This is a genomic window from Agromyces sp. GL_144 (assembly GCF_057834305.1).
On the sequence record NZ_CM174399.1, the window covers coordinates 2,939,570 to 2,964,240 of the forward strand.

The following is a 24,671-nucleotide window of genomic DNA, read 5'->3' on the forward strand; positions in this document are numbered from 1 at the left end:
GCATGCCGACCATCATCAAGGGGCAGCCGACCTCGCAGGAGGTGCGCGAGCAGCTCGCCGCCGATGGCCGCACCGTGCTCGTCGCGTTCTCCGGCGGCAAGGATGCGATCGCGACCGAGCTCGCCCTGCAGGATGCCGGCGTGCCGACCGTGCTCGCCTACCTGTACTACATCCCCGGCCGCCAGCCGGGGCGCACCCTCGAGTTCGTCGAGCAGGGCCTCGAGGATCTCGAGCAGCGTCTCGGGAAGCAGATCCACCGGTACCCGCACCCGTCGTTCTACCGGTGGCTGAACAACCTGGTCTTCCAGCCGCCGGAGCGGTGCCAGATCATCGAGGCCGCGCAGCTCCCCAGCATCGACTACGACACCATCTGGCGGCTCATCCGGAACGATCTCAGCCTGTCGCCCGACACCTGGGTCGCCGATGGGGTGCGCGCCGCCGACAGCATCGTCCGCCGGGCGTCGTTCACCCGCCATGGCGTGATGAAGCCGCATGCGCGGAAGGTCTCGCCCGTCGCCGACTGGCTGAAGGGTGAGGTGCTCGACCGCATCGCCGATGCCGGCATTCCCCTCCCGGTCGACTACCAGTGGTTCGGTCGCAGCTTCGATGGCATCGACCACCGGTTCCTCGCCCCGATCGCCGAGCATGCACCGCGCGACTTCGACCGCATCCTCGACTGGTTCCCCCTCGCCGATCTCGCGCTGTTCCGCGCCGACATGATGGAGGCCGGCGCATGACCGACCACAGCAACCTCTCCGGCCGCCGCAACCTCGATGGCCTGACCGGGAAGCGTGCACCCCTCGGCGGGCCCCGCGACCTCTCCGGCCTCACCGGCCGCCGCCAGGGGCCACCCGCCGACCCTCTCGCCGGCGTCGAGTACACCGGCGACCTCGCCCAAGACTCCGCAGCGGAGATCACCGCACTCGAGACCGCGTACCGCGACCGTGCAAAGGCCGAACAGTCCCGCTTCACCCAGGCCACCGACTCCGAGTACTGGGTCGCGATCTGCTTCACCTCCCGGGCCGAGAAGGAACAGTTCCTGCAGGCTCATGGCCTCGACCACCTCGGCGACAAGTACCTTCCCGGCCGCGAGGTCGACCGGGCCCTACGCCACCCCTGACCCGAAGATCGGAGGTGACCATGCGCAACCAGTCCCTCCGCGCCTACATCAACGGCGGCATCCGCTCCGCCGAAGGCTTCGCGAACCTCAACTCGAGGTTCAACCGCGGACCCCGCCTCGCCGCGTCCGCACGGCAGTCCCGCACCTCCGGCAGCTGACCCCAAATTCCCCGGCGGCGGTCAAGCGGTGCGCCATCGGCACCGAAGGCTGCTCACGACGCCTACGACTCTCCGGTAGCAGGTAGACCTGCCGCCGCCGGGAAACACACCCGCACCAGCGGTGAGACCCACGGGAGGGGGTGAACCAGCATGCGCAACGCCATCCGCAACAACCTCGCCCGAGTCCGAGCAGGCATCGCCCGCGCCACCCGCCCCCGCACCGCAGCCTCCACATCCGGAGGCCGCACCAGCGGCAGCTAGCACCACCCGACACCCCCAGAGGCCCCCAGGTCGAGCCACCCGCTCCCTGGGGGTCACTGGCGTCTCCTGCACCCGAAGGTGCCCGAAGACCAGGAGCAACCCCATGGACACTGCAACCGGCGACGGCGAAACCCGCCGAAGACTCACCGCAGCCGAGCGCCGCCGCGAAGCACTCCAACTCCGCATCGCCGGCCTCAACTACCAAGACATCGCCGACGAGATCGGATACGCCAACAAGTCGTCAGCGTTCCGGGCTGTGAAGCAGGAGCTCGCCGCGATCCCCCGCGACGCGGCAACCGAGTTGCGTGACCTCGAGATCCAGCGTCTCGACGAGGCACAGGTCGCGATCTTCGCCGCAGTCCGTGCCGGTGATGTGTTCGCCATCGACCGTCTGGCGAAGATCATCGATCTGCGGGCGAAGCTCACGGGCACGTACACGATGCCTGTGGAGAACGACGCGAACAAGGATGTGAAGGCGGCGTTCGCCGGCCTGATGCAGCGCGCGGCCGACACGGTCGCCGCACCGTCACCGGTGGAGGTGCCCGATGCCGACGATTCCGGCGCCGGCGGGCACGGCTGAGCTCGAGCTGTCCGATAAGCAGTGGTTCAGCCTGGGCGACTCGTACGGGCGTGTGAACATCTGGGATGGGTCGATCCGTTCGGGGAAGACGTTCGTGTCGTTCCTCCGCTTCTGCGGGTTCATCGCGACCTATGACGGCCCGGGCAGCATGGTGATGATCGGGAAGTCGCGGGACACGCTGTGGCGGAACGTGTTCGAACCGATCGAGCGTGATGACGCGCTCGCGTTCCTGCGCCCGTTCGTGCACTACCGGCAGGGCGGCACCGTCGCGCACATCTTCGGCACGAGGGTCAACGTGCTCGGCGCGAACGACTCGAAGTCGGAAGCGAAGATCCGAGGCATGACCGTGGCCGGCGCGTATGGCGACGAGCTCACGACCTGGTCGATGGAGTTCTTCAAGCAGCTCCTGGGCCGCATGTCCCCCGCGGGGGCGAAGCTGTTCGGCACGACGAACCCGGACAACCCGCAGCACTGGCTCATGGTCGACTACATCGGCAAGCTCGACGAGCTGAAGTCGTGGCGGTACTACCACTTCACGATCGACGACAACTGGACCCTCGACCCCGAGTTCAAGGCATCGATCAAGCGCGAGTTCACAGGCCTCTGGTACCAGCGCTTCATCCTCGGCCGTTGGGTGTCCGCCGAAGGGTCGATCTACCCCGACTGGGATGAGGCCAAGCACGTCATCCCCTGGGCCGACATGCCGCCGTTGCAGCGTGTCCTGGGTGTGGGTGTCGACTTCGGCATGACGAACGCCACAAGCGCGGTCATGCTCGGCATCACCGACGAGTACGACGCGAACGGCCGCCCCCGCCCGCGGCTGATCCTGCTCGACGAGTGGCGGTGGGACTCCCGGAAGGAGAAGCGCCGCCTCGCACCCTCCGACCAGGCGTCACGCCTGAAGAAGTGGCTCGAGGACGACCACACACCGTTCGACCTCGACCTCTGGCCCGAGTACATCTCCCTGGACCCCTCGGCGGGTGCTCTGGGTGAGGAGCTCGGAAAGATCGGCGTGACCACGTGGAACGCGGACAACAGCGTCTCGGCCGGCATCGGCGACGTCGCCTCCCTGCTCGCGCAGGGCCACATCCTCGTCACCGACCGTTGCAAGGGCGTCATCACCGAGGCACCCGGGTACGTCTGGGACGAGAAGGCGTCGAAGAACGGTCTCGACGAGCCCCTGAAGCAGAACGACCACAGCATGGATGCGTGGCGGTACGCCGTGCGCTCGACGAAGGGCATCTGGGGGCCGATCCTGCGATCCGCGTACGCCCTCGCCGCCTAACTCGAAGTGCCGATCCTTTCACCGGCGCAACGATCCACCGCCTATCGCGCACCTGACGCAACAGAATGACCCACCCGCACCGACCGGTATAGCCGATTCGTTGCGCCGATCCCCGAAGGAGGCCGCGATGCCGCTCCCCCAGAACGACACGCCCTGGCTTCCCGCACCGTGGGCTGACGCGCAAGACGTGTACGCCGAGAACGACGCCTGGTACGTCGGCGACGCTCGCGCGCTCCGCAAGATCTACGGCCGCGACGAGGCACAGCGTGCGACGCACAAGCACCGCGGGCAGCCCATGCAGGGCGGTGTCGCCGGTGTCGCAGCAGGCGTGGCCCGGTTCTTCTGGGGTCGCCCCGTGCCCGAGGGTGAAGGCCGCCGCCGCATGCATGCCGGCGCACCGGCCGACATTTCGATGCTCTCGGCCGATCTGCTGTTCGCGGAGCCCCCGACGTACTCGCTGGGTGACGACGAGAAGCGGAAGACCGCGCAGGGGCGCCTCGACACGATCATGGGCGCCCCGCAGGCCCACGCCACCCTCCTGCAGGGCGGCGAGCTCGCGTCCGCGTTCGGTGCCGCATGCTTCACCGTGCAGTGGGATACCGCGATCGCCGACCAGGTGTTCCTCCGCGAGGCCGGCGCCGACGTCATCGTGCCCGAGTTCCGCAACGGGCACATGTGGGCGGTCACCCTGTGGTCGCAGTGGGTCGACGGGCACGTGTACTGGCGGCACCTCGAGCGCCACGAGCCCGGCGCGATCCTGCACGGCCTCTACAAGGGCACGGCGACGCACCTCGGCCGCCGTGTCGACCTCCGCGAGCGCCCCGAGACCGAGGGCTACGCCGCCTTGGTCAACTCCGATGGCATCCTCCCCACGAAGGTTGCGCGCCTCACCGCCGGCCTGATGCTGAACGCGCCCGCGAAGATGTGGCGCAAGCGCGCCGAGCTCGCCCCGATGGGCCGTTCGGACTACACGCCCACGCTGAAGGGCCTGTTCGACTCGTTCGATGAGGCGTGGACGTCGTGGATGCGTGACCTCGACCTCGGCAAGGCCCGCCTCGTCGCTCCCCGCTCGTACCTCGAGACCGGTGGACGCGGGCAGGGAGCGTTCTTCGACACGGACCGCGAGATCTTCACACCGGTGGAGGTGTCGGGCATGGCGCCGGGGCAGCTGCAGATCGAGCAGGTGCAGTTCGAGATTCGTGTGGCGGAGCACGAGCGCACCACGGCCGCGCTGTATCGGCGCATGCTCGTCTCGGCCGGAATCCTCGACCCTGACGACCGTGACGGCGATCGCGGGCAGGCGACGGCCACTGGCGTGTTCGACGAGACCAGGGCGAAGGAACGCACCCGCGACCGGAAGGCGTTGCAGGCGAAGATGACGCTCTCGCGGCTCGCGTCGGTCGCGCTCGAGCTCGACGGGCACGTGTTCCCCGGCAAGGGCGGTGGCGCGTACGACGAGCCCACGGTCGAGTTCCCCGAGGTGTCGCAGGAAGACCCGGAGAAGCGTTCACGCGTGATCCAGCAGCTCCGTGCCGCGACGGCGATCTCGATCGAGACGTCTGTGCGCATGGCCGGCGAGGTCGAAGAGAAGGACATCGACACCGAGGTGGGCCGCATCATGCAGGAGACGGGCCGCCAGGTACCGGACCCGGCACTACTGAACAGGTCGACACCGGAGAGTGCCGAGCTCGCCGCGGCGGCCGACAGGATCGCCGCGACGCAGGAGAGGTGATCGCGTGCCGCTCTACACCCCGACTGAGGGTCTGCAGGTCGCCGACCTCATCGAGGAGACCGCCGCGATCGTGGTGGACGCGTACACGGACGCTGAGACTCGCATCCTGACGGAGCTCGCACGGCGTGCACGGCGTGCCCTGGGCGACCGGCCTGACCTGACGGCCCGGTTGGACGCGGTGCGGATGCTGCGCGAGCACACCGCGCGCGTGCTCGCCGACCTCGACCCGCTGCTCGCCGAAGACGTGATGCGTCTCGCCGCGCAGGCGGGCACCGCGGCCGCCGTCGAACGCCTCAACCTCGCACCGAGGCTGGCGCAGACGGTGCCGTTCACGCGCACGTCGGCGCTCGCGACCGCGCAGCTCGCCCTCGACCTGCGGAACACGTACGGCGCCCTGCACCTCCGCATCCTGCGATGGGATCAGGACGCCTACCAGCGTCTGATCGCGGGCCACGTGCCTGGGATCCTCCTCGGCGCGACGGGGCGGCTCGAGGCGGCCGACAACGCGGTCGAGAAGTGGTTGGCGTCCGGGATCGAGGGGTTCGTCGACCGGGCAGGCCGGCCCTGGCGGGTCGGCTCGTACGTGGAGATGGCGACGCGCACGGCCGTGCAGCGGGCGTTCACGGATGCCGGCGTGCACCGCATGCAGTCCGCGGGCATCGACCTCGTCACGATCGTCGTCGGCGCGTCGGCGTGCAAGCACTGCGCGGAGTGGATCGGGAAGGTGCTCTCCACCGACGGCCGCACGGGCCCCAGGCGTGTGCTGCACGCGATCGAAGACCGTGACGTGGTCGTGAACGTGGCCGCGACGCTCGAGCATGCACGCGCCGAAGGGCTCATGCACCCGAACTGCCGCTGTCACGTGGCCGCGTACCTGCCCGGGCTGTCCATCCCGGCGTCGGCGACGACGTACGACCCCATCAGAGAGGCCGCACGGGACACGCAGCGTGCGATCGAACGCGAGATCCGCGACACGAAGCGTCGCCTCGAGCTCGCCGACAACGAGCCGCGCCGCGCCGAGCTGCGGTCGGAGATCCGGGTCCTGCAGGCGGGCCTGCGCGGACACATCGCCGAGCACGACCTGCCCCGCAAGCGAAACCGTGAGCAGATCCGATTCTCGGACGGGCGGAAGGCCGCCTGATGGCCTCGACGACCGTGCACCTGGTCTCGGGCACACCGCGGCCCGTCGATGGGCTCTCGGCGTGCTGCTACCTGCCCTCGCTATTCGAGGTGCCGCTGTTGCACCTGACCCCGCACGGTGTGTCGCAGGTCGCCTGCGTGCTCGCGTGCCACCGCTGCCGACGGCGCAGCACTCGCGCCTAACCGGCGCCCACAGACCGCCCGACCGTGCCGCCCGCAGCAGCCCCTGCTCCGGCGCGGTCGGGCACCCCACGTCCCGCACGAATGCGGGCGGAACGAGCAGGAAGGCTCACCACATGTCCAAGCAGCAGCACCTCGCGCACGCCGTGCGTGATCGTGACGGGATGGCCGTGCTCGGCCGCACCCTGCACGAGCTCCGCGGCATCCGCTTCGAGAACGGTGAAGGAGGAGGCGTGCCCGCCGGCGACCCGGCACCGCCCGCGCCGACCCCGACGCCTCCCGCAGCGCCCCCGGCCCCCGTGCCGCCGGCGCCGAAGCCCACCCCTCCCGTGCCGGAGCCGCCGCGTCAGTCCGATGAGGACTACGCGAAGAGCCTCCGTGAGGAAGCGAAGGCCTACCGCCTCGAGCGTGACGCGGAGCGCCAGCGCGCCGCCGCTCTCGAGCAGGAGCGCGACCAGGCCCGCACCGACCTCGCGAAGGCGCAGCGCACGGGCGCGATCGCTCGTCTCGCGCCCACCGCGGGTGCGAACGCGACCCTGCTGCTGGACTCCTCCGGCTTCGCGGCCTCTCTCGACGGGGTGAACCTCGCCGACGACGCCGCGGTCAAGCAGCACATCACCACGTGGCTCGACAGCCACGCGGAGCACAAGGCCGGCCCGGCCCTGCCGCCCACCTCGGGCGGCGGAACCCCCACGGGCACCGGCACCCCTCCCACCCAGCCGACGTCCCTCGGTGCCGCTGTCACGGCGGCCCTGGGCGGCGGCCAGTAACGAAGGAGCAACACCATGCCCGTTTCGCTCGCAGAGTCCAAGAACAACGCGACGACCGATCTCGATCTGGCGGTGATCGACGAGTTCCGCAAGGAGTCGACGATCCTCGACTCGATCACGTTCGACGACGTGGTCAACCCGACCGGCGGCGGCGACACGCTCGACTACGGCTACCGCCGTCTGATCACCGAGGCGACGGCGTCGACTCGTGCGATCAACAGCGAGTACACCGAGCAGAACGTCACGACCCAGAAGTACACGGCTTCCCTGGCCGTGATGGGTGGCGCGTTCTCCGTCGACCGTGTGACCGCGCGTCTCGGCGCCGCGGCGTCGTCGAACGTCACCCTCAACATGGCGCAGAAGATCAAGGCGGCCCGGACGAAGTTCCAGGACGAGGTGATCAACGGCGACCTCGCGGTCGACGCGAACGGCTTCGACGGCCTCGACAAGGCCCTCACCGGCTCGTCGACCGAGTTCCGCCCCACGTCCGTCACGGACTGGTCGGATCTCGACACCGACGGCAAGGTGAAGTTCACCGCGCTCGACGCCCTCGACGAGTTCCTCGGGCTGCTCGACGGCACCCCCACGGTGCTGATCGGCAACAAGGAAGTCCTCGCGAAGGTGCGCGCAATCGTGCGCCGCACCGGCCTGTACGTCCGCAACCCGATCGAGGGCCTCATCGGTGCGAACGGTCGCCCGATCTCCCGCGAGGAGTACGGCGGCATCGTGTTCGCCGACGCCGGGGAGAAGGCGGGCTCGTCCTCGCTGATCATCCCGACGGAGACGCGCACCGTCGGCACGTCGCAGACCGGCCTGACCGACCTCTACGCGTTCCGTGCGGGCCTCGACGGCTTCCACGGCGCGTCGACCGTCGGCGGGCAGCTCGTGCAGGCGTGGCTGCCCGACTTCTCCACCGCCGGTGCGGTGAAGAAGGGCGAGGTCGAGCTCGGCCCCGTGGGCGCTGTCCTCAAGGCGACGAAGGCCGCCGCCGTGTTCCGCAACATCAAGGTCAAGTAGGAGGCGGCCACCATGGCAGCACGCAACAGCAAGTCCACGCCGGCCACGTTCGAGGTGACGGCGCCCGTGAAGGGCCTGACGCAGAAGATCGTGGGGGTGAACTTCGTGGATTCCGTCGCGACGACGGACAACGAGGTCTCGCTCGCGTACTTCCGTCGTCACGGCTACAAGGTCGAGGCCGTCACGGCCCCGGCGACCCCGCCGGCCACCCCGCCTGCACCGCCCCAGGCCCCGGCTGCGCCCTCGGGCGACGGCGGCAAGGCTCCCGAGGGCGAGAAGGCCCCCGAGGGCGACGGCGGCAAGGCGTAGCCCATGCTCCGAATCACCCTGCCGACACGAAAGCCGGGTGAGCAGGTCGTCGGCGGCATCCTCTTCCAAGGGGGTGTCGCCGACGTGCCAGCGCTCGGCCCGAACGCTCGCGCGTTCTTCGCGATGCGGGGCGCGACGTTCGAGGGGCTCGCCGAGGTCGAGGACCCCGACGGTTCCACACCGACGCTGCTCTCGAGTCGCGTGCTCGACGTCCTCGACGACGCGGGTAAGCGCGCGGATGACGGGCTCGCGTCCGGCGGCATTCTCGCTCCGGGCACGTTCGAGCGATGGGCCGAGGCCGAGTCGACCTCCGAGACGTACCTGCCCGCGTACGTCGTGCCACTCACACCCGACGAGGAGTAGTCATGCCCCAGCCGATCTACGCCACGCTCGACCAGTACAAGACTCACGTGGCTCCCGAGGTCGTCACCGAGACCGACGAACCCCTCGTCACTCGCCGACTCTCCCGCGCGTCCCGCCTGATCGACTCGCTGATCCTGGGCGCCGTCTACCAGGTCAACGCCGACGAGAAGCCGACCGAGGCCCGCGTTGCCGACGCCCTCCGGGACGCCGTGTGTGCGCAGGCCGAGTGGTTTGACGAGATCGGAGACGACACGGGCGCCGCCGAGCGGTTCGCCGGCGGCTCTCTCGGCTCCCTGACGCTGAACGGGTCGTCCAGGACGCCTGATCAGTCGCGGTACGCGCCCGACGCCGTGCTCGCGCTACAGGAAGCCGGCATTCTCACTGCGGCGGTGTTCCATTGAGGCGCCGCATCCCGGCCCGGTTCATGCAGCACCGGGTGCTGCTCGAGGCGTACGAGGGAATCACCGCCGACGGCGACACGTTCGCCGCCCCGCGGATGGTGCGCGCGTACGTCGAGGACACCCGGCGCACTGTGCCTGTCGGCGCCGGCACGGAGGCGCTCTCGAGCACGTCGGTGTGGGTCGACCCGGAGGACGATCTGCCCGTCGGGTCGATGTGCACGGTCTGGCTCGGCCTGCCCCGCCAGCGTCGCGCGAAGGTGCTCAGCTCGGCGTTCTTCGACGACCGCGACATGCCGTCGCATGTCCGCCTGTACCTCGAGTAGGGAGGCCCGATGAGCCAGTCAGCGAACCTCACCTGGAATGGGCCGCTCGCGAAGCAGATCGCGCGCGCATCCGCCGCCCAGGGGCTGAACCAGGCTGCCGAGCGCCTCGCGGGGCTCGCGAAGCCTCTCACCCCGAACCTCGATGGCGACCTCGAGGCGTCACAGCAGATCCACCAGGTGACGCCCGACACCGTCGAGCAGGGCTCGCAGGTGCAGTACGACACCGTGTATGCGGTCGATCAGCACGAGCACCTCGAGTTCAACCACACCACCGACCCGAATCCGAACGCGCAGGCGAAGTTCCTCGAGCAACCCGCGCGTGAGCACGAGGGCGAGCTGATGGGCATCGTCGGTGCGAACATCCGGAGGGGGTTCGGATGACGTACACAGCCGACGTGCTCCGCGGCGTCGCCGAGCTGCTCGCGCTCCTCGGCGTCGGCCACTACTCAGCCGCCGGCGGCTACCCGCCCGGCGTGCGTGCGATCGTCATCGGTGACCTCCCGAAGGACGGTGAGGCGGTCGCGATCAACCCGTACCTCGACGTGCCCGGCGCGCTCGCATCGAACGAGCTCTGGGTGCAGATCCGCACCCGTGGGTCGACATCACTCACCGCGTCGCTCGCGATCACCGACGACATCCGCGACAGCTTGCACCGTCGCCGGCAGATCACGCTCGGCGGGCACCGGGTCGACCTGGTCTCGATGCGGTCGTTCGCGCGTCTCTCGAAGGACGGGAACGGCCGCTACCAGTTCACGCAGAACTTCCAGATCACCGGGATGCGCGGCACCCGGCTTTAGACCCCTCACGGGGAGCCGGCGTCGCCCGGCACCAACCCGACCGTCCACATCGTGTGGGCGGTCTTCGCATTTCAGAAGGAGCGATCATGACCGCATTCGACAATGTGGCGCCGACGCAGGGTGACCAGGGCCTCTCGTTCGAGTGGCTGTGGGACATCAACACCGGCACCGCCGAAGCCCCCGTCTGGGTCAATGTGCCCGACATCACCGGCCTCACCCCGGCGGCCCCGCCGAAGATGAAGGACGGCACGACGTACGCCAACAAGGGCCAGACGTCGCAGCAGAAGACCGGTGAGGACTTCACCCTCGCCGTGCAGGTGAAGGGCGTGAAGGATCTCACGGGCGAGTTCCAGCCCGAGCTGCTCGCCCTCATCGACGCCGCCGACGCGTCCGGTGCCGACAACATCCTCGGCTACCGCTACTACCACGCCACGTCCCCGTCGCTCGCGTACGAGGGCACCGCGGCCGTGCAGTGGTCGCGCGTGAACACCGGCAACGACGACATCGAGTTCTTCAGCTTCGACCTCACCGGTCAGGGCGACCGCAAGAAGATCTCGAACCCCGGCCTCGAGGAGACCGTGCCCACGATCTCCTCGGCGACGCCGTCGGGTGCGGCCGCGGCCGCGCAGGTCACGGTCAAGGGCACCGGGTTCTCCTCGGTGACCGGTGCGGCCGGCGTGAAGTTCGGCAGCTCGAACGCGGCGTCGTACACGGTCGTCGACTCGACCACGATCGTCGCCGTGCTCCCCGCGGGCTCGGCCGGTGCGGCGAACATCGTCGTCACCAACTCCACGGGCGCCTCGACGGCGTTCCCGTACACCCGCGCGTAATCCGTCCACGAGAAGGGAACAGCCAGTGATTTCAGCAGTTGAGCAGGGGCGCAATCTCGTGGTGACCGTGGGAGATGGTGAGGGCGCGATCGTCTTCACCGTCTCCCCGGTCTCGACGAAGGTCGGCGCATCACTCCTCGCCCTGTGGGCGGGCATCGTGTTCGCGCAGACCGAGCAGCCCGACATCGATGCGGAGACGTTCTCTCGCATCGCGATCGGGGAACAGAACTTCGAACAGGTCGACGAGCTGCGATGGGCGGAGGCCGAGAAGGTCATCAACGCGGCGTTCTTCTGGAACGTGCAGGGCGGCGGCATCGACCGCGTCAACGAGCTCCTCCAGGACGGCTACCCAAAAGCGCAGGAAGCGCTGCTGAAGGCGAACGGCTTGTGGGTCGCTCACTCAGCGTTGCAGACATTGCTCGATGGGGCGTCGGGGAACCTGATCCTCGAACCGGCCGGTACGCCCGATACGACTACCCAGCCTGGTACCTCCGACAGCTCCGAGAGCACGCTCGACCGGCTCCCGCCGTCGAAGAGGTCGATCCACCAGAACGAGTAGCGGAGGTCGACGAGCGCACCCTGTGGCGGGTCACTTTCGACCGCTGGGACTCGACGGTCTCGGTCGACCTGCACGAGACGTTCGGCATCGACACCGAGACCCCCGAGTTCATGGCCCGCCCGTGGTGGTGGGCACGGGCGCGCATCCTCGCGCTGCTCGACCGAGACACCCGTCTTCTGCGCGTCCTTCGGGAGGCGTCTGAGGGCTGACCCGATTCGAGGTGGCGCATGACGTTCAACGCAGGCGAGCTCGTCGCGACGATCCGACTCGAAGGGGTTGACCAGGTCGAGCGTGGTGTCGACCGGGTCGGGCAGAAGATGGCGGCCGGCGCGAGCACGGCGTCGCGGTTCGGTGACGCTGCGAAGGCTGCCCTGCGCGGCGCGGCGACTCTCACGCTCGGCGCGTCTGTCGCTGCGGCGGCGTACACGGCGAACCTGTTCCAGACGGGTGTCGCGTACAACACGCTGCAGCAGACGTCGCGCGCGGCGCTGAAGACTCTGGTGGGTGGCGCGCAGCAGGCGAACGACCAGATGGCGGCGCTCGACGCGTTCGCCCGTAACAGCCCGTTCTCGAAGTCCGTGTTCATCACGGCACAGCAGCAGCTCATCGGCTTCGGCATGGAGGCGAAGAAGGTCATCCCGACCCTCGACGCCGTTCAGCAGGCCGTCGCGGCCACGGGCGGGTCGTCGCAGTCGCTCGGCGACATCGTGTTCATCCTCGCGCAGATCCAGGCGGCCGGGAAGATCACCGGCCAGGATCTGATGCAGCTCGGCCAGCGCGGCATCAACGCCGCCGAGCTCATCGGCTCCCAGATGGGCAAGACCGGGCAGCAGATCAAGGACGAGATCTCCGAGGGTGCGCTCGACGCGGGTGCGGCGCTCGACGCGCTCACGGCGGGGATGTCGGCGAAGTTCGCGGGCGCCGCGGCGAACGTGAAGGGCACCTGGGAGGGTACGAAGGACCGCATCAAGGCGGCGTCGCGCGAGATCGGTGCGGCCCTCGCTGAACCGTTCGTGTCGCAACAGGGCGGCGGCCTCGCGGTGACGTGGGGCAACCAGGTCGCGGACATCATGCGTGCCGTGCTCGGCCACACGACTCCGGTCGTGAACCTGCTGACGGGCCGGGCTCTGCCCGCGTTCGCCGGCATCACCGAGGCGCTGGATCATGCGCGCGTCGTCGTGAAGTCGTGGGACTCGTCCCGGCTTGAGGGGTTCCTGAACCGTCTCGGCGACTACGCGCCGGTCGTGGCTGGGTTCGCGACGGCGTGGGCGACGGTCGGCCTGCAGGGTGTCCCTGTGCTCGGCCGGTTCCTCGCGGGCATCAACCCGCTCGTCGCCGGCCTCACGGCGTTCGCCTTGTCTTCGCAGGAGGTACGTGACGCGGGCGCCGAGGTGCTCGGCTCGCTCGAGCCCCTCCTGCCCGTCATGGGCGACCTCGCCGACGTCGCGGCCACCGGGCTGGTCGCGGTGCTCCCGGTCGTTGCGACAGGTCTGACGACGGTCGCGCAGACCGCGAAGCCGCTCGTCGACATCATCGCGTCGATCCCGACGCCCGTGCTCGCTGCGGTCGCCGGGTTCGTGCTGATGCAGCGCACCCTCGGGCCACTCAAGGGCGTCGTGGAAGCGGCGTTCCGGGCTCTCTCGGAGCGTGCCGCGGTGCAGGCGTCCCTCGCGGCCATGGAGGGGTCCACGGGCCGTTTCGCGGGCACTCTCGGCGTGGTCGGGAAGGCCGCGACGGGAGCGGGGAACGCGATCAAGGCCGCGTTCATCTCGAACCCGGTCGGCATCGCTCTGCTCGCGATCTCTGGCGCGGTGGCTCTGGTGACGTCGGCGCTCGCGTCGGGGTCGGAGGAGGCGTCTGAGCACCGCAAGGTCGTGAACCAGCTCAAGGACGCGTACGTCGAGGCGAACGGCGCTATCGATGCTGCTCGCGAGTCGGTCGTGCGGCAGAACCTCGAGACCAGGGATGCGCAGAAGTTCGCCGACGAGATCGGCGTCTCGATGGAGACCGTCACGGCGGCCGCGCTCGGCAGCGCGGACGCCTACTCGGAGGTCTCGGCCGCGGCGCGCAAGTGGGAGAACGAGGGCGGCACGTCGGGCAAGAGCGTCGCGCAGATGGCGTTCGAAGGCACCGCCATGGCCGGCAAGGATCTGGTCGACGTCATCGACGACCAGATCTCGGCGCACCAGGATGCCGTGATCGCGGCGCAGGAGTACCGGGAGGCGCAGCGGCAGAGTGCGGCCGCGATGACCGACTTCGAGCGGTCGAATGCGCGGATGAACGACGCTCTGGCGATCGCGCGCGATGTCACGAAGGACGCCACGGAGCGGCTGAACGCGCTGAAGAGCGCGCTCGACGAGCTCAATGGCGGCACGAAGACGCAGACCGATCTGCAGCGCGATCTGAACGAGCAGGGCGACCGGCTCGCGGAGGCGTTCGCCGCGGCCGACGAGAACGGCAACAAGCTCGCCGCCGGGCTCGTGGATGCCTCGGGCGCAATCGACACGACGACGACCGCTGGTCGCGGCCTGTACGACGAGACGAAGCGTCTGAACGACGAGATGCTCGATGCGATCCTCGCGGCTGATGAGGCCGCGAAGGCTCAGGGCCGGCACGGTGCGTCGATGGATGAGGCGCAGGCCGCCGCACAGCCGTACATCGACAAGCTGCGGCAGATCGCGACCGATGCTGACCTCTCCTCGGAGCAGGTCGACGGCCTGGTCCAGACGATGCTCGATACCCCGTCGGTGGTGGCGTTCGCGCTCACCGATGACGGCACGATCGACGCGTCGCGGCTCCGTGCGATCGACCTGGCAACGCAGATCCTCGCGACGCCAGACAAGACGATCGAGATCGACGACACGACGCCGGAGGTGAAGCGCGCGCTCGAGCTGCTCGGCCTCCAGGTCGAGCAGCTGCCCAACGGGAAGGTGCAGATCTCCGCGGATGGCATCGAATCGCTCGAGTCAGCGCTCGAGACCCTCACCCGGAACCGGACGGTGCATGTCGATGTCGTCGCGGCGGGCAACCCTTCCGACGCGTGGCTGAAGAAGCCCAACGCGGATGGGAACCTCTATTCCGGCTTCGCCGACCCGTTCCCCACGCCATTCGCGAACGGCGGGTTCCCGACGGGCATCTACGCCGGCCGTTCGGGCGGCATCCACAAGTTCGCCGAGCCGGAGACGCGCTGGGAAGCGTACATCTCGGGCAAGGCGGGCCAGGAGTCGAGGAACCGTGCGATCGCGACTGAGGCCGTGTCTCGCCTCGGCGGGGTCGCGGCGTTCGCGAACGGTGGCATCACGGCGTTCGCCTCCGGCGGCATCGCCGAGACGCCCGAGCAGCGGGCGGAGCGCCTCGCCCGCGAGAAGGAGCAGCTCAGGGAGTGGCTCGCGTCCCAGCGCACCGACTGGAACACGTCGCTGCGTCGCGGCGAGGCCCGCTCTGCCGGGATGAACGGGAACGGGCTGTCGCTCGTCGACCAACTGTTCACGGTCGCCGAGCAGATCGGCGGCACCACGATGAAGCGCCTCCGGGCGGTCGCGTTGGCGTCCGAGAAGTCGTTCCTGGCTCTCGAGAAGCAGTCCGCGAAAGCCGACGCGCAACTCGAGAAGGCGTCGTCGAAGCTGCAGGGACTGAAGGATGCGGCGTCGTCGATGGCGTCGTCCGTGGCTGGCGCGGTGCGCCGGTTCTTCAACCTCGGCGAGATCGGCAAGGTCACGACCGAGACGCAGAAGGTGCAGGTCACGAAGCAGGTCGGGTCCGGGCGCGACGCGTACTGGGAGACCGCCGAGGAAGAGCGCACGACCACGACGAAGCCGACCGGTGCGTCGCTGAAGACGGCGTTCGCGTCCAAGGCGGCAGGCATCAAGCGGTTCGCCGACAAGCTCGCGAAGCTCACGAAGAAGGGCCTCACGGGTGCCCTGCTCGCCGAGATCGCGCAGCTCGGTGTCGAGGCCGGCGAGCCCATCGCCGACGCATTGCTCGGCGCGACGGCGGAGGAGTTCAAGTCGATCAACGCCTCGTATGGGCAGATCGATAAGTACTCCGACCTCGCCGGGCAGACCGTCGCGGACGCGAACTACAAGAAGCTCATCACCGCGGCCGAGAACCAGGTCGCGGCGGCGAAGAAGAACTCGGACGCGATCGAGGCCCGGCTGAAGAAGGAGACCGACCGCATCATCACCGCGATCGGTGGGGCGCTGTCGTTCAAACCGAAGGCGTTCGGGTCGATCACGGCCATGGCGGGCGGCGGTGTGCGGCCTCCGATGATCGCGAAGGGCGGGTCGAACATCCTCTGGGCTGAGGCCGGCGACGAGGCGTACATCCCGCTCGACCCGCGCATGCGGTCCCGTTCGATCCCGCTGTGGGAGGAGACGGGGCGCCGCATCGGCATCCCGGCGATGTCGTCCACGGCAGGGCCGGGGTCGGTCGACCGGTCAGAGCACATGAGCGTCACGTACCACGCGGCGCCCACGTCGCAGGGGCTGTCCGATCAGCGGCAGCTCACTCGCGCCGTGCAGCTTGCACGCAGAGCAACCAGGAGGTAGCCCGTGGCCGAGATCGATTTCGACCTCGTCTCGCCCTACGGGGAGACCCTGCGGCTCGCGTCCGAGCTGGGTGAGGCGGGCGACTACCGCCTCATGAACGGGGTCGCCGGGTTCGGTGCACCTCCGGTGCAGGTCTCGTATGCGGCGTCGTCGGGCACGGGCGCGCGGCCCCGCCACTTCCGGGTGGGGCCGCGCGACCTGGTCGTCCCGATCGGCGTGCAGGCCAGCGGCCGCACGCAGATGTGGGAGCGGCAGGAGACGCTCGAGCACTTCTGCCACCGCCTCCCGGGTCTGCCGCTGCCGCGCCTACGGGCGTCGTACGACACGGGCCGTGTGCTCGAGCTGCCGTTCGTGCAGCTCGGCGGGTTCGAGGACACGTACGGCACCGACGGGGACCGCTGGCATGTGTGGCCGCTGCAGTGGCAGGCGCCGCACCCGTATTGGCGGGCGACGCAGTTCGAGTCGTTCACGATCGACGGCGCCCCGTCGACGGTGGATCTGCTCGCCGACCTCTCGGCGATGATCCTGATGCCGTCCGGCGTGTTCGGGCAGATCAACGTGCAGAACCCGGGCAAGGTGCCGGTGTGGCCGCGCTGGCTCATCACGGGCCCGTTCAGCGGCGCCACGATCGGTGGCGGCGACGACGCGTTCACGCTGGCGGCGATCTCCGGCGGCACCCGGCTCACGATCGCCCGCGACGAGTCGAAGTCGTACACGATCATCGACCAGACCGGCGCGAACCGGTACGACCTCCTCGGGCCAGCCCCGCGGTTCCCCCTGCTGATGCCTGGGGAGTCGCAGATGACCATCGAGCTGACGGGCACGACCGCGGCGTCACGGGTCGTGTGCTCGTTCCAGCCTGAGTTTCGGAGCGTGTACTGATGGATGCTGTCGTCGAGATCCGCGACGCGGCCCGTGTGCGCCGCGGGCAGCTCGGCGACGCGACCACGTTCGTCTGCTCGCCGCGGAAGAACGACGTCGGCGTGTGGTCGGTGTCGTTGCCGGCGGAGATCCTGAAGGACGACGGCACGACGGTCGCGAACCCGGTCGCGGAGCAGTTGCGCGCACCTGGTGCGGGCATCATCGCGACGTTCCCGGGCGGCCGGATCGTGTCGGGCCCGATGGAGTTCGCCCTGCTGCGGGAGAACACGGACGACCCGGGCGGCACGTGGGACATCACGGGCGTCACGGATCTGGATCTGCTCGCGCGCGAGCCGGCGTATCCGCAGCCGTCGAACGACTCTCCTGGCACGCAGACGGTCGAGACCGACTATCGTGCTGGCGCGGCCGAGACGATCATGCGCGCGTACGTGAACGCGAACGTCGGCCCGAGCGCGCCCGTGTCGCGCCGCATCGCCGGGCTGACGCTGGCCGCCGACCTCGCCCGTGGCGGTGCGGCGGAAGGGTCGCCGCGGTTCACGTACCTGCTCGAGCTGCTGCAGTCGATCGCAAACGCCCGCGGCCTCCTCTTCGACCTCGTGCAGGTCGGCACGAACCTCGAGTTCCGCGTGTGGGAGCCGGAGAACGTCTCGACACTCGTGCGCATGGACGTCGCGAACGACGAGCTCGCCGAGACCGAGTCCGCGTACGGGGCACCGCAGACGACCGAGGTGCTCGTGCTCGGCCGCGGGCTGGACGCGAAGCGCACCGTGATCCGGCGCACGAGCACGGCATCGCTCGCCGCGGCGGCCCTGTGGGGCCGGCGCCGGGTGCGGGTCATCGACCTACGTTCGACGGACTCCGTCACGGAGCTGCAGCAGGCCGCCGATGACGAGCTCGCGACGAACGGTGACACGATCCGTTCGCTCGTGGTGACGCCGTCGGATCAGGGCTCGTACGAGGTCGGTGTCGACTGGTGGTTGGGCTCGCTCGTGACGGTGAACGTCGCCGGCCAGGATGTCGTCGCCGAGGTCGTCGAGGTGCGCGCCTCGCTGACGCCCGAGGGGTGGTTGGCGGGCGCGACGGTCGGCAACATCGCCGGCTACGACCCGGATGCGGTGATGGAGTCCCGCGTGTCTGGTGTCGAGCAGCGTGTCGGCAACCTCGAGCGCAACAGCGGCCCGCTCCCTGCGCGCTTGTCGGCCGAGGGCCAGCAGGTCACCGACTGGAACAGCGCGATCGAGTCCGGGTTCTACTGGGCTAGGTCCGCCGCGAACGGCCCGACGGCGTGGGACGGCGGCTCTGGGGCGTGGATGACGGGGGTGGTCCGCTACCACCCCGGGTCGGGCGCCGGGGACTACCGCATCACTCAAGAGTTGCGCGAGGCGCGGACGAATCAAGACCCGGTGCTCTATACCCGGTACTGGAACAACGTAACGTGGACACCGTGGGTCGCAGTCATCGGCGGCGACTCGGGCTGGACCACGAGCGGCCTCTCAATTACCGCGGGGACGGGCTGGTCGCTCAACGGGTATCGGTTGCGCAAAATCGGAAACCGCGTCACCGGACACGTCACGGTCACCCGTACCGGCGCGGCTCTCACTGCCGCCAGCGGTAACGGTGACCTCTCCGACGTGCCGATGGCGACGATGCCGACCGGTTGGCGCAACGGCGAGGGCTACGACAAGCAACTCGTGAGCGCTCGTTCGGGCATCTCAATGTGGCACTCCGTCGCGCTCACCAGCGGCGCCCTGAACCTCGTGGGCGGCATGCCCGGCGTGACCCTGCCCACGAACGACTCGATTCGAGTCGTCATCGACTACCTCACCGATTAGGAGCAGCCCTGCATCATGACCTACAACGACATCGCTGACCTGCAGGCGGACGGTGACCTCCGCAAGCGGCTCGCGGCATGCGCCGCCGTCGAGGGCAACCCGCAGCCCTGGGGATGGGTCGACGAGCGGATGTGGGCGTTCGCCGCACAGCCCGGCTGGGGCGATGCGTACGGGTACGCCGTGGCCGCGAGCGTCGATCGCCCGGGCCGCGACGAATCCGTCATCACGGACGCGCAGATCCTGACAGCCGTGCAGTCCCTCACCCCAGCCGAACCTGCCGAGGAGGCATCATGACGATCACCGCGTACCCGAAGGCTCTGACCGGCACGTCCGAGGACCAGTGGTCCGATTTCTTCGAGCACCTCGTCGGGGCCGGCGCATCACTGCCCGCGAGCTTCGCGCCATCGGGTGACGGGTCGGGCATGAACGTGAAGATCGCGGCCGGGTTCGGGTTCGTCCGATCCGTCGCCTGGCGGTCGACCGCCGTCGAGACCGTGGCGATCGGTGCCGCGCCGGGCACGGCGGGAACGTCCCGCATCGACACCGTCGTGGCCCGACTCGACCGCTCGGGCACGCCGGTGATCAAGCTCGCCGTGCTCGCCGGCACCGCGACTTCGGGCACGCCGGTCGCGCCGACGCTGACGCAGAACCCGACGGGCATCTGGGAGTGGCCGATCTGCGACGTGCGCGTGAACGCGGGCGTCTCCTCGATCGTCGCCGGGAACGTCACGAGCCGGCGCACGACCGTCCGCCGGCCGGTGGTCGTGCAGCAGGCCCAGCCGCCGTCGATCGCCGGGCAGCCGCAGGTGTGGGTGTCCTGGTGACCCGGGAAGGGGTGTAGGCCATGGCCATCACGTACCGCTACGGCGGCGACCCGAACAACACCAACGCCCACATCGACACGGCCGGCTCGTTCGCGTATATGGACGGCTACGGCATGCCGGGCTCCAACGTCGGCCTCGACGGCAAGTACCGGATGAAGATCTACGCCGTCCGGAACGACTACCAGTCCCGCGGGTACGCGTGCATCAACTACACCGGCACCCTCTTCGGCGGCGGGGAAGCCCCGTTCCAGTACGCCCCCGGGTCCGCGTTCCGCCAGATGGCCGTGAACAACACCGGCGGCGAGATGTACTTCGGCCGCAACACGGGCGGTCTCGGCACCATCGGCAACAGCTACGACTCGCAGACGTGGCAGGGCGACCTCTGCGGCGAGTTCGACTACGCCGGCCAGCCGGGCGTCCCGTCCTCGATCAGCACGTCCCGCAGCGGCGACGACGTCACCGTGTCGTGGGGTGCCGCGTCCGACGGCGGCGCATCCCTCGCCGGCTACACCGTGCAGTACCAGATCGGCACTGGCGCCTGGCAGGGGTCCGCGAACACGGCCGCCGGCACGCGCACCTACACGTTCAACAACTTCGCCGAGGGCTCGTCGGTCAAGTTCCGGGTGTACGCGCGCAACGAGGTCGGCTCCGGTGCCGCGCGCACGTCCGGCGCGGTGTCGATCCCGTCGAAGCCGAGCGCACCGTCGACGGTGAACGTGGCGCGCTCCGGCCGCGACGTGACCGTGTCCTGGTCGACGCCGTCGAACGGCGGCGCATCCATCACGCGGTACGAGGTCGCTCAGTCCGCCGACGGCGGCACGACGTGGGCCGGCGACATCGACGACAACGCGTCCCCGTACACCTACACGAACCTCGCGTTGGGCGGCACGTACCGGTATCGGGTGCGCGCGGTCAACGAGATGGGCGCGGGCCCGTGGAAGCTGTCGGCGACGATCAGCATCCCGACGACCCCGGGTGTGCCGCCCTCGGCGACCGCGACGCGCACCGTGCGCGACGTGTCGCTCGCGTGGACGGCGCCGAGCAACGGTGGCGCATCGATCACCGGGTACGAGGTGTCGCACACGACCGACAACGGGTCGTCGTGGTCGCAGCCTGTCGCGGACTCGGCGTCGCCGCGCGCGTACCCCGCCCTCACGTCCGGCGCCACGTACCGGTGGCGGGTCCGCGCGCTGAACGAGATGGGTGCGGGCGGGTGGCGCGAGTCCGGGAACGTCGCGATCCCGGCGGCGCCCGACGCGCCCGCGTCGGTGACGATGGCGAAGACGGGCCGCAGCGTCACGGTCACGATCGCAGAGCCTCCGTCGAACGGCGGCGAGCCGATCAGCGGCTACCAGCTGCAGTACTCCTCGGATGCCGGCGCGACCTGGTCGACGGCGGTCGCGGTCGCCGCGGCGCTCCGCACCTACACGTACTCGAGCCTCCCGTCGGGCACGTACCTGTTCCGTGCGTACGCGGCCAACGCGGTCGGTTCGGGTGCGACGCGCACGTCGGCGTCGCTGCTCGTTTCCGCCGGCGGCCGTGTCGATCCCGGCGACGGGGTCTGGCGCGACGGCATCACTCGCGTCGACCCGGGCGACGGCGTGTGGCGCGACGCGATCGTGAAGGTCGATCCCGGCGACGGGGTCTGGCGCGACGCGATCTGACCCCGAGCACGACCCCCTGACGCCCTGCCGGCCGGTGGGGCGTTTCGCATCTCCGAGAGAGGACTCTCATGAGTGAGCTCACCGCTTGCTACGCCACCCCCACCACCCCGTTCGGCGCCGGCGGCGGCTTCTACGACGGCGCCGGGCATCGCGGCGTCGACTACAAGGCCACCGCCGGCCAGGCGATCATCGCCTACGACGACATGGTCGTCGAGTACGTCGCCTTCACGCGCGGCCTCGGCACCGTGATCGGGCTGCGGCGGCTGAACCTCGGCGGGTTCGCCGGCTACGCGCACACCGTCGTCCCGCCGCCCGTCGGCGCGCGCATCCCCAAGGGCGACGCGATCGCCGGTGTCGCGGGCTGGGACGACGAACCCGGCACCCTGTGGTCGGGACCGCACATCCACACCACCCAGTCGGCGATCTCGGCGTACAACGCCGCCGAGGGCATCCGCCCGCTGACCGACCCCGCACCGACGATCGCCGCCGCGATCCGCTCGAGCGGCAGCAGCACCGCCGGCGGAGGCAGCAGCCTGCCCTCGGGCGGCACCAGCAAGACCACCACCACCACCACGAGCACGAGTGAGGACATCATGCGATACAAGGCGACCAGCGCATCCAAGGACGGCGTCATCCGCAAGAACGACAGCTTCCTGCAGGGAGCAGAGGGGCCGCTGCGCCTCCTCGGCGAAGACGAGACGAACGCGTACATCTACAACGACGAGCACGGCCGGCCGACGCCGTACGCCGAGTGGTCGGGCGAGAAGATCCGTGGCCTGGTCAAGCAGGCCGGCCTCCGCGTCTACGACGCCACCGGCCGCCCCACGGGGAAGATCCGGTACTGACCCGCCCTCTCAGCCCTGAGAGGGGAACGGATGCCTGAACACCAGCGCCGGAACCGCACCCTGCTCTGGTCCGTGCTCGGAGTGCTCGGAATGCTCGCCGTCATCGTCGTGCTCGGCACCGTCGACGACGCGAACGGCGATCCGCTGCTCGACACCCCGGGGGCCGCGTTCGTACAGACGATCGCGACGGCTGGGCTCGTCGCGGTCGCCGTGCTCCCGCTGCTGCGACGCACGCAGAAGGACGCCGCGGAGGCGAAGCAGGATGCCGCGGTCGCGCGCGACCACGTCGCGAACGACCACATCGACGAGCACGGCAAGCCGATCAACTTCAGAGTCGACGTCGACGACTTCCGCAACGAGTTCCGCGAGGTGCTCGGCGACTTCCGACGGCACACCGACAGCCAATTCGACGGCATGCGCTCCGACATGCGCGGCATCCGCCGCGACGTCGGCCGCAACACCGACGGCCTCGAGAAGACCCGCGCGCGACTCGACGAGCACGAGGAGCACTCACGCAAGGTCGTCGAGCGCCTCGACGGTGCGATCGGGAAGCTGCACGAGAACGTCGCAGCGCTCGAGATCACCCAACCGCACGCACCGAAGGAGTAGCCCCATGGGCAAGCACGAGTACCTCGTCCCCGCGGACACGAAGCGCGCCGCCGCGCGAGGCTTCATCCGCACCGCATCCCAGTCGCTCGCCGCCGCGATCCCGACGTCGGCGATCGCGATCAGCCTGACCGGTGAGTTCTGGACCGGTGTCGCTCTCGGCGTCGGCGGCGCGATCGTGACCGCCGCCCTCGCCGGCGGTGCGTCTGCACTCTCGATCCTGTCGAAGGGCATCCCCGAGGACTACCAGCCCTCGACGACACCCTGACATCCTGCACGACCCGAGCGCCCCCGCTTCATCCCTTCCGAGGGGTGGGCGGGGGCGCTTTCGTCATGCCCTGCGTCAGTATTCGAGCGACTCGAAGAAGGCGCCGTCGCCCATCGAGTCGTGGTCGTCGGAGAGCAACTGCTCGGTGTACATCGTCTTCGGCTTCCGCGCGCGTTCCGGCGCATGCTCGGTGGGTGTCGTCTCGGGGTGCTCATTCTCAGTCATGGACCACGACCATACTCGTCATGCCGGGAAGTTCGGATACCCCTGGAACGGCCGCGGCCCGTGCGATGCAACGAACTCGTGGTGCACGCGTTCGCAGGTGCCGCGCAGCGTGGTCCCGTACCCGATGAGTTCGCCGCGCAGCTCGCCGCGGTATCGGGGCTCGCAGTCGAGGCGCACGAGGCGGATGAGCCCGTACTCGCGGTCGTCGGCGTCGAGCATCCGCCACGTCCCGACCGGGCCTTCGACGGTCGCGAAGAACGGATGCCACCGGGGTGCGTCACGGGCCATGCAGGCAGGCTACGAGCACCCGCCGACAGCGCTCTTAGCGCTCGTCGAGGATGCGGTGTCTGTCGGCCTTGAGCGCCTTCGTGAGAGCCGGCAACCACAAACGGTCAACCGACCAGGCGTGGAGCGGTGCACCGCCATAGCGCCAGCAGCCGTTCGGCAGGGTCGCCTTCAGCGTCGCGGTTGCCTCGCGGATCCGGCTGCCCGTGAACATGATGCTCAGCCACGCCTGATCGGGGTTCTTGAGGATGCGAACAGTCGCCATGGCCGGGACTCTACTCGTCCACCCCTGGGAAAGCTCGGATCAGCTGGTGTACGCGGTGCCGCCGAGCTCGGCCTGCATCTCGGGAGCGTCCGAGGCGTTGATGATCCAGTTCTCGCCGACGAGAATCAGTACCGGGTCGAAGGATCGCAGCGTGCTGACGACCGCCTCGGTGTCGGCCGTGTTGTTGAAGAGCATGAGTACAGCGGAATCGGAGCACGTTCCTGAAGCTACAGCTGCCGTCACGACGTCGGTCTGGTCCCAGTTGCAGACGCCGCCGGCGCCGATGTACGCGTCGCGGAGCTGTTCGATGGTGCTGATCTTGCCGAGGGGCTCCGGCGTGGGCTCCGGCTCTGCAGAGGGCGCGGCTGCCGCGCATCCGGTGAGCGCTGCACCGAGCGCAACAGCAGCGAGTGCAAGAGGGAGGGCTTCACGGCGCATGCGGTGAGCATATCGCCCGCCAACGACTCACGACGGCGCGCCATCCGCCTACGTGTGGGGTTCGGAGCTGGCATCGTCGAAGAGGAGATCCCACCGCATGAGGGCACGTTAGCCGGAGTCCGCCCGTGTTACGCCGCGTTATCCACAGCTGCGGAAAGACTCTTG

Annotated in this window: 30 protein-coding genes; 26 read left to right on the forward strand and 4 right to left on the reverse strand. The window is 69.4% G+C overall.

The annotated features are described in order from the left end of the window. Positions 1-2 precede the first annotated feature (2 nt). From AC3IPY_RS13505 to AC3IPY_RS13630, 26 genes are all read left to right on the forward strand, one after another. Positions 3-737 carry an adenine nucleotide alpha hydrolase family protein gene (locus AC3IPY_RS13505; RefSeq protein ID WP_489184791.1) on the forward strand — a complete coding sequence of 245 codons (735 nt, stop codon included), beginning with the start codon at positions 3-5 and terminating at the stop codon, positions 735-737. Then, positions 734-1,120 carry a hypothetical protein gene (locus tag AC3IPY_RS13510; protein ID WP_489184792.1) on the forward strand — a complete coding sequence of 129 codons (387 nt, stop codon included), beginning with the start codon at positions 734-736 and terminating at the stop codon, positions 1,118-1,120. Before AC3IPY_RS13505 ends, AC3IPY_RS13510 begins: the two co-directional genes overlap by 4 nt. 20 nt (positions 1,121-1,140) lie before the next feature. After that, positions 1,141-1,278 (forward strand): hypothetical protein, encoded by a 138-nt coding sequence (locus tag AC3IPY_RS13515; protein ID WP_489184793.1) that lies wholly within the window; start codon positions 1,141-1,143, stop codon positions 1,276-1,278. A 364-nt stretch (positions 1,279-1,642) separates the two neighbouring features. Further along, positions 1,643-2,119: a hypothetical protein gene (locus AC3IPY_RS13520; RefSeq protein ID WP_489184794.1), complete on the forward strand. Its 477-nt coding sequence runs from the start codon at positions 1,643-1,645 to the stop codon at positions 2,117-2,119. Further along, a complete protein-coding gene (locus AC3IPY_RS13525; protein WP_489184795.1) occupies positions 2,085-3,404 on the forward strand; it encodes a PBSX family phage terminase large subunit in 1,320 nt (439 codons plus the stop codon). The genes AC3IPY_RS13520 and AC3IPY_RS13525 overlap by 35 nt, the downstream gene beginning before the upstream one ends. Positions 3,405-3,531: 127 nt before the next feature. After that, entirely contained in the window at positions 3,532-5,136 is a 1,605-nt protein-coding gene (locus AC3IPY_RS13530) for a hypothetical protein (protein ID WP_489184796.1), read from the forward strand. A gap of 4 nt (positions 5,137-5,140) precedes the next feature. Then, complete coding sequence (locus AC3IPY_RS13535; protein ID WP_489184797.1) at positions 5,141-6,277, forward strand: phage minor capsid protein; 1,137 nt, start codon at positions 5,141-5,143, stop codon at positions 6,275-6,277. A gap of 295 nt (positions 6,278-6,572) precedes the next feature. After that, entirely contained in the window at positions 6,573-7,226 is a 654-nt protein-coding gene (locus AC3IPY_RS13540) for a hypothetical protein (RefSeq protein ID WP_489184798.1), read from the forward strand. Positions 7,227-7,241: 15 nt separating this feature from the next. Beyond that, entirely contained in the window at positions 7,242-8,243 is a 1,002-nt protein-coding gene (locus AC3IPY_RS13545; protein WP_489184799.1) for a major capsid protein, read from the forward strand. Positions 8,244-8,255: 12 nt separating this feature from the next. After that, positions 8,256-8,552 carry a hypothetical protein gene (locus tag AC3IPY_RS13550; protein ID WP_489184800.1) on the forward strand — a complete coding sequence of 99 codons (297 nt, stop codon included), beginning with the start codon at positions 8,256-8,258 and terminating at the stop codon, positions 8,550-8,552. Positions 8,553-8,555: 3 nt separating this feature from the next. Next, positions 8,556-8,915, forward strand: a complete 360-nt coding sequence (locus tag AC3IPY_RS13555) for a hypothetical protein (RefSeq protein ID WP_489184801.1) — start codon at positions 8,556-8,558, stop codon at positions 8,913-8,915. 2 nt (positions 8,916-8,917) lie between these two features. Next, positions 8,918-9,316 carry a head-tail connector protein gene (locus AC3IPY_RS13560; protein ID WP_489184802.1) on the forward strand — a complete coding sequence of 133 codons (399 nt, stop codon included), beginning with the start codon at positions 8,918-8,920 and terminating at the stop codon, positions 9,314-9,316. Beyond that, complete coding sequence (locus AC3IPY_RS13565; RefSeq protein ID WP_489184803.1) at positions 9,313-9,639, forward strand: hypothetical protein; 327 nt, start codon at positions 9,313-9,315, stop codon at positions 9,637-9,639. The genes AC3IPY_RS13560 and AC3IPY_RS13565 overlap by 4 nt, the downstream gene beginning before the upstream one ends. Positions 9,640-9,648: 9 nt before the next feature. Next, entirely contained in the window at positions 9,649-10,020 is a 372-nt protein-coding gene (locus AC3IPY_RS13570; RefSeq protein WP_489184804.1) for a hypothetical protein, read from the forward strand. Beyond that, a complete protein-coding gene (locus AC3IPY_RS13575; protein ID WP_489184805.1) occupies positions 10,017-10,436 on the forward strand; it encodes a phage tail terminator protein in 420 nt (139 codons plus the stop codon). Before AC3IPY_RS13570 ends, AC3IPY_RS13575 begins: the two co-directional genes overlap by 4 nt. Positions 10,437-10,522: 86 nt before the next feature. Then, positions 10,523-11,266 (forward strand): phage tail tube protein, encoded by a 744-nt coding sequence (locus AC3IPY_RS13580; protein WP_489184806.1) that lies wholly within the window; start codon positions 10,523-10,525, stop codon positions 11,264-11,266. Between the two features lie 157 nt (positions 11,267-11,423). Then, positions 11,424-11,825: a hypothetical protein gene (locus tag AC3IPY_RS13585; protein WP_489184807.1), complete on the forward strand. Its 402-nt coding sequence runs from the start codon at positions 11,424-11,426 to the stop codon at positions 11,823-11,825. A 227-nt stretch (positions 11,826-12,052) separates the two neighbouring features. Then, positions 12,053-16,372: a tape measure protein gene (locus AC3IPY_RS13590; RefSeq protein ID WP_489184808.1), complete on the forward strand. Its 4,320-nt coding sequence runs from the start codon at positions 12,053-12,055 to the stop codon at positions 16,370-16,372. A gap of 3 nt (positions 16,373-16,375) precedes the next feature. Next, entirely contained in the window at positions 16,376-17,254 is an 879-nt protein-coding gene (locus AC3IPY_RS13595; RefSeq protein WP_489184809.1) for a phage tail family protein, read from the forward strand. Beyond that, positions 17,254-19,086 carry a Gp37-like protein gene (locus AC3IPY_RS13600; protein WP_489184810.1) on the forward strand — a complete coding sequence of 611 codons (1,833 nt, stop codon included), beginning with the start codon at positions 17,254-17,256 and terminating at the stop codon, positions 19,084-19,086. Before AC3IPY_RS13595 ends, AC3IPY_RS13600 begins: the two co-directional genes overlap by 1 nt. Positions 19,087-19,101: 15 nt before the next feature. Beyond that, positions 19,102-19,380 carry a hypothetical protein gene (locus tag AC3IPY_RS13605; protein ID WP_489184811.1) on the forward strand — a complete coding sequence of 93 codons (279 nt, stop codon included), beginning with the start codon at positions 19,102-19,104 and terminating at the stop codon, positions 19,378-19,380. Continuing rightward, the gene (locus AC3IPY_RS13610) at positions 19,377-19,910 is read left to right on the forward strand and encodes a hypothetical protein (protein WP_489184812.1); all 534 of its coding nucleotides are present in this window, start codon (positions 19,377-19,379) and stop codon (positions 19,908-19,910) included. The genes AC3IPY_RS13605 and AC3IPY_RS13610 overlap by 4 nt, the downstream gene beginning before the upstream one ends. Positions 19,911-19,930: 20 nt before the next feature. Then, positions 19,931-21,574, forward strand: a complete 1,644-nt coding sequence (locus AC3IPY_RS13615; protein WP_489184813.1) for a fibronectin type III domain-containing protein — start codon at positions 19,931-19,933, stop codon at positions 21,572-21,574. 68 nt (positions 21,575-21,642) lie between these two features. Then, complete coding sequence (locus tag AC3IPY_RS13620) at positions 21,643-22,419, forward strand: M23 family metallopeptidase (RefSeq protein ID WP_489184814.1); 777 nt, start codon at positions 21,643-21,645, stop codon at positions 22,417-22,419. A gap of 30 nt (positions 22,420-22,449) precedes the next feature. Further along, positions 22,450-23,028, forward strand: a complete 579-nt coding sequence (locus AC3IPY_RS13625; RefSeq protein WP_489184815.1) for a hypothetical protein — start codon at positions 22,450-22,452, stop codon at positions 23,026-23,028. Between the two features lie 4 nt (positions 23,029-23,032). Then, positions 23,033-23,293 (forward strand): hypothetical protein, encoded by a 261-nt coding sequence (locus tag AC3IPY_RS13630; RefSeq protein ID WP_489184816.1) that lies wholly within the window; start codon positions 23,033-23,035, stop codon positions 23,291-23,293. A gap of 75 nt (positions 23,294-23,368) precedes the next feature. Here AC3IPY_RS13630 and AC3IPY_RS13635 read toward each other — a convergent pair whose 3' ends face one another. From AC3IPY_RS13635 to AC3IPY_RS13650, 4 genes are read right to left on the reverse strand one after another with little or no spacing between them, the layout of a single operon-like run. After that, entirely contained in the window at positions 23,369-23,518 is a 150-nt protein-coding gene (locus AC3IPY_RS13635; RefSeq protein ID WP_489184817.1) for a hypothetical protein, read from the reverse strand. An 18-nt stretch (positions 23,519-23,536) separates the two neighbouring features. Then, the gene (locus tag AC3IPY_RS13640; RefSeq protein WP_489184818.1) at positions 23,537-23,806 is read right to left on the reverse strand and encodes a hypothetical protein; all 270 of its coding nucleotides are present in this window, start codon (positions 23,804-23,806) and stop codon (positions 23,537-23,539) included. A 34-nt stretch (positions 23,807-23,840) separates the two neighbouring features. Then, positions 23,841-24,068: a hypothetical protein gene (locus AC3IPY_RS13645; RefSeq protein WP_489184819.1), complete on the reverse strand. Its 228-nt coding sequence runs from the start codon at positions 24,066-24,068 to the stop codon at positions 23,841-23,843. A 39-nt stretch (positions 24,069-24,107) separates the two neighbouring features. Continuing rightward, positions 24,108-24,506 carry a hypothetical protein gene (locus AC3IPY_RS13650; protein ID WP_489184820.1) on the reverse strand — a complete coding sequence of 133 codons (399 nt, stop codon included), beginning with the start codon at positions 24,504-24,506 and terminating at the stop codon, positions 24,108-24,110. Between the last annotated feature and the right edge of the window lie 165 nt (positions 24,507-24,671).

Excerpts from the sequence above, each read along its gene's own strand:
- AC3IPY_RS13505 (WP_489184791.1), top strand. The coding sequence starts at position 3 with ATGCCGACCATCATCAAGGGGCAGCCGACCTCGCAGGAGGTGCGCGAG.
- AC3IPY_RS13510 (WP_489184792.1), top strand. The coding sequence starts at position 734 with ATGACCGACCACAGCAACCTCTCCGGCCGCCGCAACCTCGATGGCCTG.
- AC3IPY_RS13515 (WP_489184793.1), top strand. The coding sequence starts at position 1,141 with ATGCGCAACCAGTCCCTCCGCGCCTACATCAACGGCGGCATCCGCTCC.
- AC3IPY_RS13520 (WP_489184794.1), top strand. The coding sequence starts at position 1,643 with ATGGACACTGCAACCGGCGACGGCGAAACCCGCCGAAGACTCACCGCA.
- AC3IPY_RS13525 (WP_489184795.1), top strand. The coding sequence starts at position 2,085 with ATGCCGACGATTCCGGCGCCGGCGGGCACGGCTGAGCTCGAGCTGTCC.
- AC3IPY_RS13530 (WP_489184796.1), top strand. The coding sequence starts at position 3,532 with ATGCCGCTCCCCCAGAACGACACGCCCTGGCTTCCCGCACCGTGGGCT.
- AC3IPY_RS13540 (WP_489184798.1), top strand. The coding sequence starts at position 6,573 with ATGTCCAAGCAGCAGCACCTCGCGCACGCCGTGCGTGATCGTGACGGG.
- AC3IPY_RS13545 (WP_489184799.1), top strand. The coding sequence starts at position 7,242 with ATGCCCGTTTCGCTCGCAGAGTCCAAGAACAACGCGACGACCGATCTC.
- AC3IPY_RS13550 (WP_489184800.1), top strand. The coding sequence starts at position 8,256 with ATGGCAGCACGCAACAGCAAGTCCACGCCGGCCACGTTCGAGGTGACG.
- AC3IPY_RS13555 (WP_489184801.1), top strand. The coding sequence starts at position 8,556 with ATGCTCCGAATCACCCTGCCGACACGAAAGCCGGGTGAGCAGGTCGTC.
- AC3IPY_RS13560 (WP_489184802.1), top strand. The coding sequence starts at position 8,918 with ATGCCCCAGCCGATCTACGCCACGCTCGACCAGTACAAGACTCACGTG.
- AC3IPY_RS13570 (WP_489184804.1), top strand. The coding sequence starts at position 9,649 with ATGAGCCAGTCAGCGAACCTCACCTGGAATGGGCCGCTCGCGAAGCAG.
- AC3IPY_RS13575 (WP_489184805.1), top strand. The coding sequence starts at position 10,017 with ATGACGTACACAGCCGACGTGCTCCGCGGCGTCGCCGAGCTGCTCGCG.
- AC3IPY_RS13580 (WP_489184806.1), top strand. The coding sequence starts at position 10,523 with ATGACCGCATTCGACAATGTGGCGCCGACGCAGGGTGACCAGGGCCTC.
- AC3IPY_RS13590 (WP_489184808.1), top strand. The coding sequence starts at position 12,053 with ATGACGTTCAACGCAGGCGAGCTCGTCGCGACGATCCGACTCGAAGGG.
- AC3IPY_RS13600 (WP_489184810.1), top strand. The coding sequence starts at position 17,254 with ATGGATGCTGTCGTCGAGATCCGCGACGCGGCCCGTGTGCGCCGCGGG.
- AC3IPY_RS13605 (WP_489184811.1), top strand. The coding sequence starts at position 19,102 with ATGACCTACAACGACATCGCTGACCTGCAGGCGGACGGTGACCTCCGC.
- AC3IPY_RS13610 (WP_489184812.1), top strand. The coding sequence starts at position 19,377 with ATGACGATCACCGCGTACCCGAAGGCTCTGACCGGCACGTCCGAGGAC.
- AC3IPY_RS13615 (WP_489184813.1), top strand. The coding sequence starts at position 19,931 with ATGGCCATCACGTACCGCTACGGCGGCGACCCGAACAACACCAACGCC.
- AC3IPY_RS13620 (WP_489184814.1), top strand. The coding sequence starts at position 21,643 with ATGAGTGAGCTCACCGCTTGCTACGCCACCCCCACCACCCCGTTCGGC.
- AC3IPY_RS13625 (WP_489184815.1), top strand. The coding sequence starts at position 22,450 with ATGCCTGAACACCAGCGCCGGAACCGCACCCTGCTCTGGTCCGTGCTC.
- AC3IPY_RS13630 (WP_489184816.1), top strand. The coding sequence starts at position 23,033 with ATGGGCAAGCACGAGTACCTCGTCCCCGCGGACACGAAGCGCGCCGCC.
- AC3IPY_RS13635 (WP_489184817.1), bottom strand. The coding sequence starts at position 23,518 with ATGACTGAGAATGAGCACCCCGAGACGACACCCACCGAGCATGCGCCG.
- AC3IPY_RS13640 (WP_489184818.1), bottom strand. The coding sequence starts at position 23,806 with ATGGCCCGTGACGCACCCCGGTGGCATCCGTTCTTCGCGACCGTCGAA.
- AC3IPY_RS13645 (WP_489184819.1), bottom strand. The coding sequence starts at position 24,068 with ATGGCGACTGTTCGCATCCTCAAGAACCCCGATCAGGCGTGGCTGAGC.
- AC3IPY_RS13650 (WP_489184820.1), bottom strand. The coding sequence starts at position 24,506 with ATGCGCCGTGAAGCCCTCCCTCTTGCACTCGCTGCTGTTGCGCTCGGT.